Annotated in this window: 12 protein-coding genes; 8 read left to right on the top strand and 4 right to left on the bottom strand. The window is 51.5% G+C overall.

The features are described 5' to 3' along the window. Nucleotides 1-150: 150 nt before the first annotated feature. Entirely contained in the window at nucleotides 151-1,848 is a 1,698-nt protein-coding gene (aspT, locus tag P2H89_RS16085) for an aspartate-alanine antiporter (RefSeq protein ID WP_275828588.1), read from the bottom strand. A gap of 245 nt (nucleotides 1,849-2,093) precedes the next feature. Here aspT and P2H89_RS16090 point away from each other — a divergent pair, with 245 nt between their 5' ends. From P2H89_RS16090 to P2H89_RS16100, 3 genes are all read left to right on the top strand, one after another. Beyond that, entirely contained in the window at nucleotides 2,094-3,527 is a 1,434-nt protein-coding gene (locus P2H89_RS16090; protein ID WP_275828590.1) for a DUF4403 family protein, read from the top strand. 153 nt (nucleotides 3,528-3,680) lie between these two features. Beyond that, nucleotides 3,681-4,238: a sigma-70 family RNA polymerase sigma factor gene (locus P2H89_RS16095; protein ID WP_275828720.1), complete on the top strand. Its 558-nt coding sequence runs from the start codon at nucleotides 3,681-3,683 to the stop codon at nucleotides 4,236-4,238. Continuing rightward, complete coding sequence (locus tag P2H89_RS16100) at nucleotides 4,222-5,673, top strand: porin family protein (protein WP_275828592.1); 1,452 nt, start codon at nucleotides 4,222-4,224, stop codon at nucleotides 5,671-5,673. Before P2H89_RS16095 ends, P2H89_RS16100 begins: the two co-directional genes overlap by 17 nt. 72 nt (nucleotides 5,674-5,745) lie before the next feature. Here the strand turns inward: P2H89_RS16100 and P2H89_RS16105 are convergent, their stop codons facing one another. Beyond that, complete coding sequence (locus tag P2H89_RS16105; protein ID WP_275828594.1) at nucleotides 5,746-6,129, bottom strand: SET domain-containing protein-lysine N-methyltransferase; 384 nt, start codon at nucleotides 6,127-6,129, stop codon at nucleotides 5,746-5,748. A 158-nt stretch (nucleotides 6,130-6,287) separates the two neighbouring features. Here P2H89_RS16105 and mgtE point away from each other — a divergent pair, with 158 nt between their 5' ends. From mgtE to P2H89_RS16125, 4 genes are all read left to right on the top strand, one after another. Continuing rightward, entirely contained in the window at nucleotides 6,288-7,670 is a 1,383-nt protein-coding gene (mgtE, locus tag P2H89_RS16110; protein WP_275828596.1) for a magnesium transporter, read from the top strand. Between the two features lie 36 nt (nucleotides 7,671-7,706). After that, nucleotides 7,707-10,163: a prolyl oligopeptidase family serine peptidase gene (locus tag P2H89_RS16115; protein WP_275828598.1), complete on the top strand. Its 2,457-nt coding sequence runs from the start codon at nucleotides 7,707-7,709 to the stop codon at nucleotides 10,161-10,163. Between the two features lie 426 nt (nucleotides 10,164-10,589). Continuing rightward, entirely contained in the window at nucleotides 10,590-12,425 is a 1,836-nt protein-coding gene (glmS, locus tag P2H89_RS16120) for a glutamine--fructose-6-phosphate transaminase (isomerizing) (protein ID WP_275828600.1), read from the top strand. Nucleotides 12,426-12,479: 54 nt separating this feature from the next. Beyond that, nucleotides 12,480-14,714 carry a DUF4954 family protein gene (locus P2H89_RS16125; RefSeq protein WP_275828601.1) on the top strand — a complete coding sequence of 745 codons (2,235 nt, stop codon included), beginning with the start codon at nucleotides 12,480-12,482 and terminating at the stop codon, nucleotides 14,712-14,714. Nucleotides 14,715-14,733: 19 nt separating this feature from the next. Here the strand turns inward: P2H89_RS16125 and P2H89_RS16130 are convergent, their stop codons facing one another. Further along, entirely contained in the window at nucleotides 14,734-15,960 is a 1,227-nt protein-coding gene (locus P2H89_RS16130; RefSeq protein WP_275828604.1) for a 4-hydroxy-3-methylbut-2-enyl diphosphate reductase, read from the bottom strand. 86 nt (nucleotides 15,961-16,046) lie between these two features. Here P2H89_RS16130 and P2H89_RS16135 point away from each other — a divergent pair, with 86 nt between their 5' ends. Then, nucleotides 16,047-17,321, top strand: a complete 1,275-nt coding sequence (locus tag P2H89_RS16135) for an alpha-amylase family glycosyl hydrolase (protein ID WP_275828606.1) — start codon at nucleotides 16,047-16,049, stop codon at nucleotides 17,319-17,321. Nucleotides 17,322-17,446: 125 nt separating this feature from the next. Here P2H89_RS16135 and P2H89_RS16140 read toward each other — a convergent pair whose 3' ends face one another. Continuing rightward, on the bottom strand, nucleotides 17,447-18,946 hold the full coding sequence (locus P2H89_RS16140) for a trypsin-like peptidase domain-containing protein (protein WP_275828608.1): 1,500 nt from the start codon (nucleotides 18,944-18,946) through the stop codon (nucleotides 17,447-17,449). Nucleotides 18,947-19,114 lie beyond the last annotated feature (168 nt).

Genomic DNA, 19,114 nt, shown 5'->3' on the forward strand with positions numbered 1-19,114 from the left:
GTCTCACCACCGAAACCACACATTCCGGCTTACTGTTAAGGCGAACCGCAGCACCAGGTTCCTGACTTTTTTTATTCCCATAGTGTGCATAGCCAATGCAGGCTGCCCCTGGGCAGCCTGTTTTTTTGCGTAACGTAGCCGGTTACAGGATCACGTATGGAACAACAGCGCCACGATAACCGCCCCCGAGATGGTAAGGATGATATTGGCAACCGCATAGGTGACGGTATAACCCAAAGCTGGGATCTTACTTTGCACGGCATCCTGCACCGCCAATAGCGCCGCCGATTCATCGTGAGCGCCGGCACAGGCGCCCAAGGCAATCGCCGGATGGAACCTGAACACGTAACGGGCCAGGTAAAGGGCCAGCAGCATCGGCAATAGGCTGAGGATAATACCGGCGATCAGGAGCTTTACGCCTTCCTGCCGCAGCCCCTGGATAAACCCGCTGCTCGATGAAATACCCACGATGGCAATGAACATATGCAAGCCCAGCTTTTGCAATAGCCACACCGAAGGGGCCGGTATATTGCCGAATACGGGCCGGCGTGTACGCAGCCAGCCGAAGAACAGGCCTGCCAGCAGAGAGCCACCACTGGTGCTGATGCTTAACGGGATGTCGCCTGCTTTTACCGTTAGCGCGCCGAGCAGTGAGCCCAGCACGATACCAATGCCCATATACACGATATCGGTTTCAATGCCGCTCTTTTCTTTATAGCCCAGTTTTGATACTGCGTTTTCCAGGTCTTCTTTGGTGCCCACAATTTCCAGCATATCGCCTTTTTCGAGGGTTGTACGGGCTACAAGCGGCATTTCGATACCAGCCCGGGTAAGCCGTCGGATGCCGATCCCGTGCACCGAATCACGGCGCCGCAATGCATTCAACGAATGCCCAAGGATAGCTTTCTTTGAGACAACCACATTCGCCACTTCAATGGGAAAGTTCAGCAGATCCGCGTCGATGATCTCGGCGCCGAGGTAGTCTTCCACCCCCACAATCTGCACCCGCTGTCCGCTCACGGCAATAATATCTTCCAGCAGGATGGTAGTATCGGGAGCAACGGGCATCAGTTTGCCGGCCCGCTTGATGCGCTGCACATAGATGGGCTTTTCCCTTTTAAGCATGTAGACCTCAAGGTCCCGCACCTTCATGCCATCCTTGAACAGGTCGTTCGTGATGGCATAAGCGCGGAAAGCCACCTGGTCATAGGCTGTCGTCAGAGAACCATCCTCATCGTCGGCATTGCCCATCTCCGCTTCCAGTTCTTTTGCTTTCTGGGGCAGGTTGCCACCCAGTAGTATGGGGCCAATGACCGAGAGGAACCAGGCGGTGCCGGCCGTCCCGAAAATATAGGTCACGGCATAGGCCACCGCTATTTGGTCGGTCCAGTATTCTTTTTGACTATCGGGAATATCCAGTTTGCTGATCGAATCACCTGCTACGCCAATGATGGCCGAGCAGGTATTGGAGCCCGACAGTAAGCCGGCCCCCGTACCCGGCGAAAAATGAAACAACAGCGAAAGCACATAAGCCAGGGCCAGACTGGTGAGGCAGATGGTAACAGAGAACAAAGCCTGCGAAAGGCCATCCTTTTTGAGCCCCTGGAAGAACTGAGGGCCGATGCTGTACCCCATCGAGAATAGGAACAGGAGAAAATAGGTAGCCTTGCTGGAGGCGGAGATACGGATATCGAGCTGCCCCACTACGATACCCACCAGTAAAACAGCCGTAACCGTACCCAAGGTGAACTTGCCTACTTTTAACCGGCCGATAAAATACCCTGCAGCGAGTGTTAAAAAGACCGCGATCTCGGGATAATGCCTGAGCGATTCTTGTAGCCATTCCATGCGAACAAAATTTAAAGATTGCCACTACAGTTGATGTGGAATAATAGGGCCCTGGAAGCCGGCAGGAGACAGGCGGGAAGTCGTAATACAAATTACGGGAATAAAGCATGTGATAGATCAAAATCTTAACGGCAACAATATCAAAGGGCGCTTTTGGCTGCACACAGCCTGTGTAGCCCGCCAAATACCGTCAATGGTTACAGAGCTGGCTGTGCTAATCCGCAAACCGTAATTATATTTACGCCATGAAATTCCTGTCGCTTTCCCTGTTCGTCTGTTCCGTATCGCTCCTTGTTTCCTGTGGATCTTCTAAAAAGGCCGCCGCGCCGGCAGCCAGTGAACCGGCAGCGCGCCTGTTACCCCCACTACCCGCCTCGCAGATCAACATACCCATCAAAGTGTACATGAAGCCCATGCTCGATATGATGGAGAATGTGGCGGCCAAAGAATTCACCAGCGATAAATGGCCCAATTACTTACAGAGCGGTTGCGATTTCCGGTACAAATACCGCTTCGTGCGTTCTCCCTTTAGCTTTTCCGTCGTGAACAACAAAGTGAACATCGGGTTCCGTGGTAATTACCAGATCGCCGGCAGCCGTTGCGTATGTGCCTTCGATAAGCAGGTATCGCCCTGGGTTAGCGGCAGCTGTGGTTTTGGAGATGAATCCCTTCGCCGGGTCGACCTTAACATCAGTTCTATGCTTAACCTGCTGCCCAACCACCAGGTAAGTACGGTAACCCGCCTCGAAAACCTCAAGCCGATCGATAAATGCCAGGTCACCCTGCTGCAGAATGATATGACCAAAGAGATCATGGACAGCATCAAAGCCTCTGTGGAATCATACTGCACCACCTTCGATAATTTTGTGCAGGCCGTCAACAACAACGCATTCCTGCAACAGTGGCGCAGCGGCGGCAGCCGGGTAATGCCGGTAAGCAAATACGGCTACCTCAACCTTAACCCCACGCACTTGAAGGTGAGTAAGTTCAATGTGAACCGCGATACCCTGTACTTTGCCATCGGGTTCCAGGGCTCACCCAAATTCTCGTCCGACAGCCTCCGGCTGGTAACCCGTGCTTCCTTACCACCCATCAGCGGAACCGACAACAGCGGCGCCATCAGTACTTACCTCGATGCGGTATACGAGTATAAATTCTTCAATAAACTGCTCAATGATAGTTTGGCCAACAAACCCTTTGAAGTAGAGGGACGCACATTTGTGATCAAAGACGTAAATATTCGGGGCAGCAACGACGGGAAGATCGCGGTAGACGTATCCTTTACCGGCAACCGCAAAGGCGTACTGCACCTGAGCGGAACGCCCGTACTCGATACCGCCAGGCAATACCTTTCCATGCCCGATATCGATTTCGCACTCGACACGAAGGATATGCTGGTCAATATTGCCAAGGGCATGTTCCGCAAAAAGATCATCAAGGAACTGCAGGGAAAATCAGTACTCGATATCGCTGCCCTGATCCAGAAGAATAAAGCCCTGATCGAGGCCCGCCTGAACCAGCAGGTCACCGAATGGATGAGTACCACTGGCCGGCTCGAAAGCATCAAAATAGTGGGGTTATTGCCCCAGCGCGACTATATCCAGGTGCAGGCCTTCATAAAAGGGAATATCCAGCTGATTGGCCGACCGCCAGCTAACTTATTGAGTATGAAACATTAAAAGAAGGGGAGAAAATTGTGCGCCGAGGCAACCAACTGACTTTGTGCTGCGTATTATGGGATGATTTCAGAAAAATTGTAACTTATATAAGAAGTTTTACAATTGTAAACCAACCATCCCTTGCTCGCAGATAACCCGAAAATTTCTGCCCTGTTGAAAGGCTGCCGTCAAAATGAGCGGAATAGCCAAAAGGAGTTATATTATTTACTCCGCGGGTTTGCTATGAAAATTTGTTACCGCTACACCAATGCCCAGGAAGAGTCTGAAGAGATCATGAACGAGGGATTCGTCAAGCTGTTCAAGAACATCCAGCAATTCGACGAACACCGGCAGGAAGACACCCTGTTATCGCTCAAAGGTTGGTTCAAACGCATCCTGGTCAACACCTGCATCGATCACTATCGCAAAAGCCACGCCTCCGTGAATGGGCACGTACTCAGCACCGAATCCGAGTCCATACCCGATCATGGAGAAACAGGCATCGATATATTATCCTATAAAGAGATCATAGAAGCTATCCGATTGCTGTCGCCGGGTTACCGGGCAGTCTTTAATCTGTTTGTGATTGAAGGTCTTAGCCATGAAGAGATCGCTAATGTGCTGGGAATATCGGTAGGGGCGTCAAAATCCAATTTGTCAAAGGCCCGTGACAACCTAAGAAAACTATTGTTGAATAAAACACAGTACAACGTGTATGTATCCCCTCAATGACAATGACCTGGACCGACTGAGCAGGGAGGCTGCTGAACAATACGATGTGGAATCGTCCACCTCGGGTTGGGAAGCGCTCGAAACCCAGCTCAATAGGGAACTGCCTCTCAAAGAGGACAAGGAGCGCAGACGCTTCCTGTTCTGGCTGTTCCTGATCGTGCTGCTGGCAGGCGGTGGTGTCATGTACACGATGACCGGCAACAAGACCGATCGTACACTCCAGGTAACAGGACCAAATACTGTACCAACTGCGAAAGATCGCACTTCCGATAATAAAGGATCCATTCCAACAACGCAAAACACGATACCAACGCAGGAAGCTGAGGCTACAAGCAGTGCAGGTGAAATACCTTCAACGGCAACATCCACCGATCCCGTAACTGCCGGCAAAGCAGCCACTGATCCAACAGTATTGACGACAACAGATAAAACCCAGAAAAAAACACTCACCGGAACTCCACAGGCGGAAACTACAGACAATACCGCCTCAACAACAGTTGATCGGCCAAACACAGGCCATACAACCCCTGGCGATCGGGCGTTCCAAAAAAACGGCCCCGGCAATCGCAAACATATTGTTGGCACTTCCGCTGCCGGCTTGCGTTCCAACACATCAACCGTGCAACCAGGTAATGAAAATCTGGTTGGTCAATCGTCCCGTTCGCCGCTTGCACCAGGCATAACTTCATCTTCCATAGTTACAGAGAACGACCTACACGCCAGTCTGGTCAATCAACCCCGGTTTACGGCCGGTACCGTTGGCCCCATCAAAGCACCACCACTAACCCTGGCGGTGAATAGTCAGGAAAAAGAGCCTGCAAAAATTCAAAGAAAAAGGGAACCGCGTGGGTTTGAATTAGGACTGCTGGCCGGTCCGGATATGAGCAACGTGAAATTTACCAATACGGATAAGCTGGGTTATAACGTAGGCCTGCAGGTGGGCTATCGTTTCAACAACCGTTGGTCGGTCAACACCGGCTTTATGTATACCCGTAAGAATTATACCGTAGAGGGAGAAGATTTCACCAAACCCAACTATGGCTGGTGGCGGTGGATCGATCTTACGAAAGTGAAAGGCTACTGCGAAATGTTTGAGGTGCCACTCAATGTGCGGTACGATTTTTCTGTGAACCGAAAAACACGCTGGTATGCTACGGCGGGCGCCTCCTCTTATTTTATGACGGGAGAAGAATACACCTACGATTACCTGTATAACGGCGTACCCGGTACTGCGCCGAGATCCTACGATTCCAGCAGCAACTACATCTTCTCCATCCTCAACCTGGGGGTGGGCTTCGAACGTTCAGTTGGAGAACGATTGTCCATTCAGGCCGAGCCTTATTTCAAACTGCCAACCAAGGGGCTTGGCTACGGCAAGATCAACCTCAACAGCTACGGCATTTATTTTGGGGTGAAATACAAATTGCACAAGTAGGAAAAGTAATGGTATAGTCCGCCACCTGATTCATGGCTTACACCAGTATATTCAACAGGAATAGGCAGCCCGTTACTTCGCCTCGAACCAGAGCGGCTTGCTGTCGTTCCAGGTTCCATTGTAATTGATGAACAATTCTTCACCCGCTTTAACGAAACGCACCGTTTTGATCGTGATGGTATCCTCATTATAATCCATCTCGTATTCGCAATTCGACTTGTAAGAATGGTTGTATACAGGCACATAGCCGAGCGCCATGCAGCACTGTTTTTGATCCTGGCCCCATTCAAAAATATAATCGTGCAGCAAGGTTTGGTCGATGAGCTTGCGGTCATTGCCATTCATAACGATCACGGGCGCTATTTCCACAATGGTATCTTCCTCCAGACTTTCTGAAGTAAACACCCCACGACCCATTTCATCGGTGGGGCCTACAAATAAGCAAGGCAGTATCATACAGGAAAAGAAATGTATTGGGTAAATTCTATACGGCGCCAAAATAGCCAATTTTTTGAACTGTCGCGGCACTGCCTGTACGCTCACCACCAATCACACCATCGGCCATGTCTTTTTCGCAAGCATTGCCCTTTGGCCTTTTCCCGTAATTTTGGCCAATGAGCACGGAAAACATCACCCTACAGGACCAGTTCGAAGAGCTGATGCGCAGTGGCAATGAGAACTCCATCCGGGAGTGGCTCAATGACCAGAACATCAGCGACGTGGCAGAGCTCATCGATGAATTGCCCGAATACGAAAGCCAGATCGTCCAGCATATGAATATGCACCGGGCTGCCAGCGTATTCAAGATCCTGGATCTCTCGACGCAGAAGGCGATCATACAGGAATTGCCGCCTTATAAAACAGCCGAACTGCTCAATGAACTGCCGGCGGATGACCGTACGGCCTTCCTCGAAGAGCTGCCCAGCGAAGTGGTGAAGGAACTGATACGCCTGCTCGATCCCGAAGAACGGCGCGTAACCCTCGCGCTGCTCGGCTATCCCGAAGGCAGCGTAGGCCGTATGATGACCCCGGATTACATATCCGTGCAGGTCGATTGGACGGTGGCGGAAGTATTGGAACATATCCGCGAAGTGGGGAAGGACAGTGAGACCATTGACGTGATCTACGTGGTAACTGATAAAGGCGAGTTTGTCGATGACATCCGGATCAGGGAGATCCTGCTGGCTAGTCCTGAAAAGCAGGTGGGTGAACTCATCGATAACCGTTTCATAGCCCTTCATGTCAACGACGACCAGGAACAGGCCAACCAGGTGTTCAAGATGAACAACCGCGTGGCGCTGCCCGTCATCGACGACAAAAACCTCCTGCTGGGTATCGTAACCATCGATGATATCCTCTGGGTGGCCAACGAAGAGTTCAGTGAAGACATGCAAAAGATGGGTGGTACCGAGGCCCTCGATGAGCCCTACCTCGAAATGCCTATCATCAAGCTCTTTAAAAAAAGGGTCATCTGGCTAGTGGTGCTCTTCCTCGGAGAAATGCTGACGGCTACTGCCATGGGGTATTTCGAAGATGAGATACAGAAATTCGTGGTGCTCGCCCTCTTTGTACCCCTCATCATTTCCAGCGGTGGTAATAGTGGCTCGCAGGCATCCACACTGATTATACAGGCCATGGCAGTAGGGGAGATCACCCTCATCGACTGGTGGCGCGTACTGAGGCGCGAGATCATTTCGGGCCTGCTGCTGGGTGGTATGCTCGGGGTGATCGGTTTTTGCCGGGTCGTATTCTGGAACTCCATCTTCCATACCTATGGCGATCATTCCATGTTGGTAGCCTTTACCGTGGGCTTCTCGCTCATCGGCGTGGTGCTGTGGGGAACGGTGTCCGGTTCCATGCTCCCGATCATCCTCAAGAAGCTCGGCGCCGACCCCGCCACCTCCTCTGCTCCTTTCGTAGCGACGCTGGTGGATGTAACAGGCCTCATCATATATTTTTCCACCGCTTATATCTTTTTGGGAGGTATTTTGCTCTGATAAGATAAGAACCCCCTTATATCACAAATAAAATCAATGAGAAAATCAACGTTAATCCCCCTGGCATTGCTGTGCGGCCTTGCAGCAAACAGCCAGACGAGCTCCCTTGCACCATTGACCGTTGACAAGATCATGCGCGATCCCAAATGGATCGGCACCTCACCGTCCAACCCCGAATGGTCGCTGGATGGTAAATACCTGCTCTTCGACTGGAATCCCGAAAAAGCGGTATCCGATTCCGTTTACTTTATAACCCCCGCCGCACTCAATCCGCAAAAAACAACCTACGCCTTCCGCGAACAGGTACTGGATGAAAGCAGCGTCGTTTACAATACCAAAAGAACCCACTATGTATTCAGCCGCCAGGGAGATATTTACCTCGTTGAGGTAAAAACAGGGCAGCAACGTCCCGTAACCCGCACCACCGAATTTGAAAGCTCACCCCGGTTTTCTTTTAATGACGGTAAGATCGTCTACGTAAAAGGGCTCAATCTCTTTGCCTGGAGCATCGCCACCGGCGAAACCACCCAGCTCACCAACTTCCAGCAGGGAGGTGTATCTGCACCCTCCGTGCAGGCCTTCGCAGGCCCACAACGTGGAGGCGGTCAGGGAGGCCCCGGAGCATCCCGCGGCAACAGAACTGCCTCGGCGGGCAATACCCAGGAGAAATGGCTGGAGACCGAATCCATCGCCAATTCGCTCATACTGCAAAGTCGTAAGGAAAAAAGAGAGCTGGCCGATTCCATGCGGAAAGCCCTGCCCAAAGAGAAGGAGCTGCGCACCCTCAGTATAGAAGATAAATCGCTCTTCGGCACCACCATCAGCACGGATGGCCGTTTTATCACCTATCGCTTAACCCGGTCGGCCAGCGGAGGAAAAAGCACCATTGTGCCCAACTACGTTACCGAAAGCGGCTTCACCGAAGACATCCCCGGCCGCACCAAAGTAGGCGCGCCCATGAGTACGCAGGAGCTGTACCTGTACGATATGCAAAAAGATACCGTGTATGTCCTCAAAACAGATTCCATACCCGGCATCAAGGACCTGCCCGACTATGTAAAGGATTATCCGGCCGTGTACGCCGAGAAAACCAAGAATCCTGCCCTGCGCGCCGTCTCTTATTCAAACACCACCTGGGCGCCCGGAGCTGCTTATGCAGTGGTAGACGTGCGCTCGCACGATAACAAGGACCGCTGGCTCTTATTGCTCGATGGCAATACCGGTAAATACAGCCTGCTCGATCGTCAGCGCGATGAAGCCTGGATCGGTGGCCCCGGTACCAGTGGCTTTGGCAATGCCGCCACCGGTTGGGTAGACGCCAACACATTTTGGTACCAGTCAGAAGCTACCGGCTATTCCCACCTCTATGTGTACAACGTAGCTACCAAAGAGAAAAAAGCCCTTACCAGCGGACAGTATGAAGTGCAGCGCACCATCCTCTCCAAAGACAAAAAATACTTCTACCTCACCACCAATGAAGTGCATCCCGGCGAGCAGCATTTTTACCGCCTGCCGGTAACCGGTGGCAAGGCCGAGCGCATCACCACGATGAGTGGCGCCAACCAGGTAACGCTTTCGCCCGATGAAAAAAACATCGCTATCCTGTATTCCTATAGCAACAAACCCTGGGAGCTTTACCTGCAGGAAAACAAACCTGGTGGCAAATTACAACAGGTTACCTCCGCAGCACAAACCGACGAGTTTAAATCATACCCCTGGAGAGATCCAGCCGTGATCACCTTCAAGGCAAAGGACGGCGCCGAGGTGCACGCCCGTCTCTATCGGCCCGCTAATCCGCATCCTGCCAAACCGGCCGTGATCTTTGTACATGGAGCCGGCTACCTGCAGAATGCGCACAAATGGTGGAGCAGCTACTTCAGGGAATACATGTTCCACAACCTCCTGGCCGACCAGGGGTACACAGTGCTCGACATTGACTACCGTGGCAGCGCCGGCTATGGACGCGATTGGCGCACCGGCATCTATCGCCATATGGGGGGTAAAGACCTCAGCGACCAGGTCGACGGAGCAAAATACCTGATCGAGAAAGAAGGAGTGAATCCACAGCATATCGGGCTCTACGGTGGGTCCTATGGTGGGTTCATTACACTAATGGCGATGTTCAATGCCTCCGATGTATTTGCTGCCGGCGGCGCCTTACGCTCGGTGACGGATTGGGCGCATTATAATCATGGCTATACCTCGAACATCCTTAACGAGCCCATCAACGATAGCCTCGCCTACCAGCGCAGTTCGCCCATCAATTTCGCCGCAGGCCTCAAGGGGCACCTGCTAATGTGCCACGGCATGGTCGACGTGAATGTGCATTTCCAGGATATCGTACGCATCAGCCAAAAGCTGATCGAGCTCGGCAAAGACAATTGGGAACTCGCCGTGTATCCCGTAGAAGACCACGGCTTCGTGGAGCCCAGCAGCTGGGCAGACGAATACAAACGGATCTTCAAGCTCTTCGAAATGCATTTAAAGAAATAGGGACATACCATATTCGAAACAGGAAGCGGGTTACCGGAAGGTGGCCCGCTTTATTTTTGGGGTACTACTGCAATAAATACAAGCGCTCCCGAACGCGCCCAGGGCAAAACGCTAAATAATTGCACAGTAGCACCGGACAAAGTGCACGCAGTAAAAGGTTTCCGAAGTAGCTGGCAATAAGAGCCAAATGTTTTCGTTTTGGGGAGGTCTTTTTGGTGCGAATATTTGCTTGCTATAACGGGTTACCAATTATAAGTCTGGGGTGCGGAATGCAGAAACTTGCACAATCCTCATAATTTTCAATAAATTGCGCAAACGATTGTTCATGCCGTTTCGCCAATGGAGGCGAAAGCCCTAATCACCAAACTGACGAAAAGAACCGGTACACAACGATCATTTAAACCAGTAACTCGAAACCAATTACGTATGTGTGGAATAGTAGCTTATATCGGCCCCAAAGAGGCCTACCCCGTTATTCTGAAAGGATTGAAACGTCTCGAATACCGTGGATATGACAGTTCAGGTGTTGCGTTGCTCAACGCTGGTCTGAAAGTATATAAGAAAAAAGGCAAGGTAGCCGAGCTGGAAGAAAGCCTCGTAGGCAAAGACCTTCATGCCAATGCAGGCATCGGGCATACCCGTTGGGCCACTCATGGTGAACCCAGCGACCGTAACGCCCACCCGCACATGTCGGCCAATGGTAAACTGGCCATGATACACAATGGCATCATCGAAAACTATACCCAGCTCAAGGGTGAATTGCAAAAAAAAGGCTACACATTCAGCAGCGATACCGATACCGAAGTACTGCTGAAGTTTATTGAAGATATACAGCTCAACAACGATTGTGGATTGGAAGAAGCCGTACGCATCGCCTTGAAGCGTGTTACCGGCGCCTACGTGATCGTGCTCATCGACCAGGATAATCCCGATACACTGATCGCGGCCCGCAAAGGAAGTCCGCTGGTGATCGGAATCGGCAAGGGCGAACATTTCCTCGCCTCCGATGCATCGCCCATCATCGAATACACGAAAGAGGTGGTGTACATCAACGACTATGAACTGGCCATCGTGCGGCCCGACGAATTGATCCTGAAAAACCTCGGCAACGAGAAGATCACGCCTTTTGTTACCAAGCTCGATATGGAACTGGCCGCTATCGAAAAAGGCGGTTACGAACATTTCATGCTCAAAGAGATCTTCGAACAGCCGCATACCATATTCGATTGTTTACGTGGTCGTCTCGATGCAGCTGCCGGCACCATCACCATGGCCGGCGTGCAGAACAATATTGAGCAATTGAAGAATGCTAACCGTATCATGATCGTGGCCTGCGGCACCAGCTGGCACGCCGGCCTTGTAGCCGAATACGTGATCGAAGAGCTTTGTCGCATCCCCGTAGAGGTTGAATACGCTTCGGAATTCAGGTACCGCAATCCTGTCATCCATAAAGGCGATGTGATCATCGCGGTATCGCAAAGCGGGGAAACCGCCGATACCCTCGTGGCCATCGAAAAAGCGAAGGAACAGGGCGCCATCATCTTTGGTGTCGTGAATGTGGTGGGTTCTTCCATCGCCCGTATCTCCAATGCGGGTGCTTATACCCACGCAGGTCCCGAAATTGGCGTGGCCAGTACCAAAGCATTCACAGCCCAGCTGGCGGTGCTCACCATGATCGCCCTGAAGATCGCTTACGAAAAAGGCACCATCGATAACAAACGCTTCATGCACCTGGTCAACGAGCTGCAGGAGATTCCCGATAAAGTGCCCGCGGCCCTGCAAACAGCCGATGCCGTGCAGAAGCTGGCTGCCAAATACAAAGACGCCAAAGATTTCCTCTACCTCGGCCGCGGCTACAATTTCCCGGTAGCCCTGGAAGGAGCCCTTAAGCTGAAAGAAATATCCTACATACATGCCGAAGGTTATCCGGCCGCAGAAATGAAACACGGCCCCATCGCGCTGGTAGACGAATCACTGCCTGTGGTGTTTGTGGCTACCAAAGACTCCTACCACGAAAAGATCGTGAGCAATATCCAGGAGATCAAAGCCCGCAAAGGAAAAGTGATCGCCGTGATCTCCGAAGGCGATGATGTCATCAGCAAAATGGCAGATGATGTGATTGTGGTGCCTGCCGCCGATGAGCTGGTAGCTCCCATGCTTAGTGTGATCCCCCTGCAATTGCTGGCTTATTACATTGGCGTGGCCAAGGGCTTGGATGTCGATAAGCCCCGCAACCTGGCCAAGAGTGTAACGGTAGAATAAACGTTCACGGGTCACCGCCCGCGGAACACAAAGTAACCTGTAACACGATCAGCTATGAACATTATTAAGAAAAGCCCCTTGAACACACTGGGTTACCACTTTATTCCTGCAGAGTATCTGCCCAAGGGAAAGGATGAATATTACCTGCGTAATCAGCAAAACATCAATGGCATCCGGTACCGGCAACTCTCGGCCTACGAGATCGAGGTGCTGGTGCGCAACCGCAATACGTCCGACAACTGGAACCATATCCTCGTGTCCGATGCCTTCAATCCCGAACTGGTGCAGAACTGTAAGTTCTTCGGCCTCGTACGCATCGGCAAACTCGAGCCCTATTATCTCGAGTTCCACAACCTGCGCCGGCCTGTGGGCTTGTACAACAGCACGATCATCAGTTGCGATTTTGGCGACAATGTAGTGGTCGACAATGTAAATTTCATCTCACACTACATTACTGGCAGCGAAGTGATACTCGTTAACATCAATGAGATCGATGCTACCGACCACTCCAAATTTGGCAACGGTATACTCAAAGAAGGGGAGGCCGAAAACATCCGCATCTGGCTCGAAGTGTGTAATGAAAATGCAGGCCGCAGCATCATTCCCTTCGATGGCATGTTGCCCGGCGATGCCTGGCTCTGGACACAGCATCGCGACGACGAAATTTTGCAGGATAAACTCAAGCTCTTCACCCAACAGCGTTTCGATACCCGGCGAGGCTATTATGGTACCATCGGTGATCGTACGGTGATCAAGAACTGCCGCATCGTAAAAGATGTAAAGGTGGGCACCGATGCGTATATCAAAGGCGCCAACAAGATCAAGAATGTCACCATCAATTCATCCGCTGAAGCGCCTACACAGGTTGGAGAAGGGTGCGAACTGGTGAATGGGATCGTAGATTACGGTTGTCGCCTGTTCTACGGCGTGAAGGCCGTACGTTTTTTCCTCGCCTCCCATTCGCAACTGAAATACGGCGCCCGCCTGATCAACTCTTATCTCGGCGATAATTCAACGATATCGTGCTGCGAGGTGCTCAATTCGCTGATCTTCCCCGCCCACGAACAACACCACAACAACTCTTTCCTCTGTGCCGCGCTGGTACAGGGACAAAGCAATATGGCTGCCGGCGCCACCATTGGCTCCAACCACAACAGCCGTAGTCCGGATGGAGAACTCGTTGCCGGCCGTGGCTTCTGGCCGGGCCTGTGTGTAAGTATTAAGCACAACTCCCGCTTCGCCACCTTTACCATCCTGGCCAAGGGCGATTTTCCGGTCGAACTCGATATACCCATACCATTCAGCCTGGTGAGCAATGATGTTACCAATAACAGGTTGGTTGTAATGCCGGCCTATTGGTTCCTCTACAACATGTATGCACTGGCACGCAACTCGTGGAAGTATGTAGACCGCGACAAGCGCATCAACAAAACCCAGCACATAGAATTCAGCTTCCTGGCGCCCGATTCGGTCAACGAGATCGTCAAGTCGCTGGAGTTATTGCAGCTATACACCGGTAAGGCCTGGTTGCGTCGGGAAGGCAATCACAAGAAACTGACGCAGGAAGACGTCATCGCCATCGGCAAAAAACTGCTCGACAACAACGATCCGATATTGAAGGAGCTCGAGATACTGGCAGAAGGTTTTGAGAACAGTAGCCGACCCGTTGTATTGGTAAAAGTACCGGCGGCTTACCGCATCTTCAAGGAACTGGTTAACTACTACGCCGTACAACAAATACTCGAATACAGCAAGCAGCAAGGATTGAAGACCTGGGAGCAGGTACAGGAAGCGTTGCCCGCTAAGGCGGTTATTACACCCTGGATCAATGCGGGCGGACAGCTCATACAGCGGGCATCGCTCGACAAACTCATCAAACAGGTGCATGGCGGCCGCGTAAGGAGCTGGAATGACATCCATGCGTTCTATACAGAACAGTCTGACAACTATCTGGAGGAAAAACTACACCATGCAGCCGCGGCTGTGAAAGCTGTGCTGGGCATCAACCTGAAAAAAGCCACGCCAGCAACGATCAGGCAAATGCTGCAGCAAAGCGTGCAAACCAAAGAATGGATGGTAGAAGGAATCTATGAATCGAGGGCCAAAGATTACCGCAACCCGTTCCGCCAGATGGTCTATGAAACCAAAGAAGCGATGAACAAGGTGATCGGTAAACTGGAAGACAATTCCTTCATAAAACAGGAAAAGGCCGCACTGGAAACTTATAAGAAAACGATACAGCAGTTAGCCCGCAAATGGCAACTGACCAAAGAAAAAGAACCGGCATAAAGCCGGAAGTCACCAGCGGTTATTCAAATGAGGCCGCCAGTTCGTCTATCTTCTCTTCTACACCATAAAAGCTCGCTAGTTTGCGGATCACGCCTTCCACCAGGGCATCGGGGCATGAAGCGCCGCTCGTGATCAATACGCGCAAAGGAGATTGGTCTGGTAAAAAGGACGAAGTCAGCACTTCCTGCTTTGAGTGATAGTTGTAATGCAGCACATCTGTACGCGAAAGCAGCTTCTCTTCTGAGTTGATAAAGTACGTAGGCAATTTTTCTTCGCACAGCTCCACCAGGTGCGTCGTATTCGAAGAATTGTAGCCGCCCACAACAATAGCCAGGTCGGCTGGCGTTTGCAGCATATGGGTGATGGCCGTTTGATTGTCGTTGGTGGCGTAACACAACGTGTCGCGCGTATCGGCAAAGCGTTCGCCGATCGTAGCATCCGTGAGGGCATAATGCTGCCGCATGGTTTGTTTGAGGTAATCGGCAATGGCTTGCGTATCGGTAGCTAGCTGCGTCGTTTGGTTCACCACCCCGATCCTTTGCAGGTGTTTGGTAACATCAAATCCTTCGGAATAACGGCCGGCAAAGCTCGAGTAGAAGCTATCGGGATCCTGTTCACCGGTAATGTATTGAGCCAGCAGTTCCGTGTCATTCATATCATTCACGATCACAGAGGGAGCGTTTTCCGCGGCATGTGAAAACGTGGCGCGCGTTTCTTCGTGTTTGGGCTTACCATGGATCACAATGGTATAGCCTTTCTTCGCGATCTGCTCACTCCGGTTCCATACTTTCTCCACAAAGGGGCAGGTGGTATTGTATTTTTCGGTAGGGATGCCAAAACCCTTCAGTTTGGCTTCGATCTCCAGCGTGGTGCCGAAAGCCGGGATGATGACCACATCCTCGGGCGTCAGCGATTCAAAAGGGATCAGCTGCTGGCCGTAGGTATCCTGTAAAAACTGTACACCTCTTTGTTGCAGGTCGGCATTGACCTGTGGGTTGTGGATCATCTCACTCAGCAAAAAGATGCGCTTGCCGGGATTCTCTTCTATCGTGCGAAAGGAAATTTCAATAGCGTTCTCTACGCCGTAGCAAAAACCAAAATGGCGGGCCAGGTAGATCTGTAAGGGGCCGAGGTTGAGCAGGGTAGGGGTGAAGTCCTTTTTCATCTTGTCGGCCGCTTTCCGGGAGGCCTTGACGGCGTTGATCAGCGGACTGCGATATATGATGGGAACATTAAACGATTTCATCGTGACAAAGGTACAAACTTGCCGGTGAATGCCCCATATACGGTCAGATGGGCTATATTCGTATCGTTTCCAATCCTTAATGAACTATGTTGAGACGTTTTACACCGGTAGCCTGGAGCACAGATTCGAATATCTATGAAGTCAATATCCGCCAATATACCCCCGAAGGCACCTTTCATGCCTTTGCACAACACCTGCCCCGACTGGCCGATATGGGCGTAGAGATCCTCTGGTTCATGCCCATCACTCCCATCAGCCTGGAAGGCCGTAAAGGCACCATGGGCAGCTATTATGCCTGCTCCGATTACACAACAACCAATCCCGAGTTTGGCACCGTAGCTGATTTCAAAAACCTCGTGCAAAAAGCCCATGAGGCCGGCATGAAGGTCATCATCGATTGGGTGGCCAACCATACCGGGCTCGACCATGTGTGGGCTACCAGCAATCCCGGCTTTTATAAAAAGAACATCGACGGAAAATTCTACGATACCCACGGGTGGGACGATGTGATCGATCTCAACTATTACGATCAACCCATGCGGCAGGCGATGATCGATGCCATGGCCTTTTGGGTGCGCGAATGCAATATCGATGGATTCCGTTGCGATATGGCCCACCTGGTGCCGCTCGATTTCTGGCGGCAGGCCCGGGTGGCGCTGGAGCCCATCAAATCATTGTTCTGGTTGGGCGAAACGGAAGACCTTCCATACCTCGATGTATTCGATATCTGCTACGCCTGGCGCTGGATGCACCATACGGAAAAGTTTGCGAAGGCGCAGCTTACGCTGGGAAGCCTCGTTGATCTGTTGCAACTGTACCGGCAGGAGTATCCGTCCGGCACTTGCCCGCTGTTCTTTACTTCCAACCATGATGAGAACAGTTGGAATGGGACGGAGTATGAAAAGTATGATGGGGCTGCGCGGCCGCTGGCGGTATTCAACGCCACCTGGTTTGGCATACCGCTTATCTATAGCGGGCAGGAACTGCCCAATCTCAAACGGCTGAAATTCTTCGATAAGGATCCGATCGAGTGGACAGGCAGGAATCAGCTGCATGAGTTTTACAAAGCCCTTCACGGGCTGCGTAAGCAGCATCCTGCCATCGATACGGCACGTGATACGCAGCCCGAAAGGATTGCCACCAATGCCGACGACCGGGCGCTGGTATACATCAGGCGGTACGAGCAACGCCAGTTGCTGGTGATACTGAACCTGTCGGCCCAGCCGGTCTCCTTACAACTCACCGATACGCAGATAAAAGGCGTATTCATCAACATATTCGATCACAAGACTTACTCCATTGCTCCAAGGCAGACCCTCGAACTCAAAGCCTGGGAATACCTCGTATTGACCGATCAATAACAACAATATCTACCAGCAGTACACCGGACCACAACGGCACCAGTTATGACGGCGTTTGCGTACCGCGCATAAAAAAGCGGAACTCCTGTGGGGAGTTCCGCTGAGCACTTTTATGAAAAGAGAAATTAGTTACCGCTGTTCATGGGGATCACGATGGGGTAAATGCCTTCGTAACCCTGATACATACCTTCTACTTTCACGTTACCGGTAGCGTTTTCAAGGATCTTCCTGAAATCGTCTACATTTTTCACTTCTTTGCCATCGGCCTTCAGGATCACATAACCTTCCTGAACGCGTACTTTGGCGAGTGCGCCACGGCCGGTGATAGATTTGATCACCACACCGCCATTCACACCCAGTTCCTTGGCGTCTTCCTTACTGAGGGTTTCAAATTCGGCGCCCAGCTTGCTGAGCACAGAAGTGCGCACGATATCGGTAGAACCTGTTTCATTACGCAACGTAACGGGCGTAGTAAATTCTTTACCCTCGCGTTTGTAGGTGATGGATACTTTATCGCCAGGGCGGTAAGTAGCGATCTGGCCCACCATATCGGCGCCGCTTACAACAGGAACGCCATTGATCTTGGTGATGATATCGCCTTTCTTGATGCCGGCAGCGGCAGCGGCACCTTCCGTGCGGGCATTCAGTACATATACACCTTCGCCTTCTTTAATACCGTTTTGTTCCTTCACGTCTTCGCTCAGGTTTTCACGGGGATACTCGATACCGAGGTAAGCTCTTTGTACGGTGCCGTGTTTCATGAGGTCGGCAACGATCTTCTTAACGATGTTGACCGGAATGGTGAAAGAGTAGCCGGCATAAGCACCGGTTGGTGATGCGATGGCCGAGTTGATGCCGATCAGTTTACCATCGGTGTTGATGAGCGGACCACCACTGTTGCCGGGATTCACGGCAGCGTCGGTCTGGATGAAAGACTCAACCGGCGTGCGGCTCTGGCGGCTGTTGATGTCGAGTGTGCGGCCTTTGGCACTAACGATACCGGCGGTAACGGTAGTTTCCAAAGTGAGTGGATAACCCACAGCCAGTACCCACTGACCAACCTTTACATCGTCGGAGTTACCATAGATGAGGAAGGGCAAGCCTTTCGCGTCTACTTTGATCACGGCGAGGTCACTGCTGGGATCGGCAGCTACCAGTTTAGCTTTGAAAGATCTTTTATTGTTCAGGGTAACGTTGATCTCGTCGGCCCCGTCAATTACGTGGTTGTTGGTCACGATATAACCATCTTCGCTGATGATGGCGCCGGTACCGGAAGCCATTTGCGGAATGGAGCGGGAGCGGTCGCCGAAGAAATCATCGAGGTCCATATCGAACAGGTCACCGAACGGACTCCTGCGTGGCAGGTTGTTGCTGGCAACGCGTGTTGCTTTGGTCTTGATGTGCACGGTGGCGGGGATGGCTGCATTGGCGGCCGGCACAAAATCGGCCGGTGCGTTCGTCAGCCCTTTAAAGTCGGCGTAATTGGCCGGGATCTTACCGCTGTCGTTGTTGTCATTCTGATAAACGTAGGTGTCGGACTTGCTGTACCGTTGGTAGCCCCACATGGTACCAACCGAGGTTGCAGCGCTGAGGATCACTATGCCTGCTATTTGTTTAAAGTTCATATTCGTTGAAGTTTTTAATTGCTTTTGGTAAAATACGATTTCAAATTGTGTGCCTGCTCACAACAAAAATAACAGCACGGAATCAATATGGGTCACGACATGGTGGTGGTTTAACAATTAATTTACTAAAGTCTTCGTACTTCGTCTAACAAATATAACATAAAAACC

The sequence above is a fragment of the Paraflavitalea sp. CAU 1676 genome, from assembly GCF_029223285.1.
Lineage (GTDB): Bacteria > Bacteroidota > Bacteroidia > Chitinophagales > Chitinophagaceae > Paraflavitalea.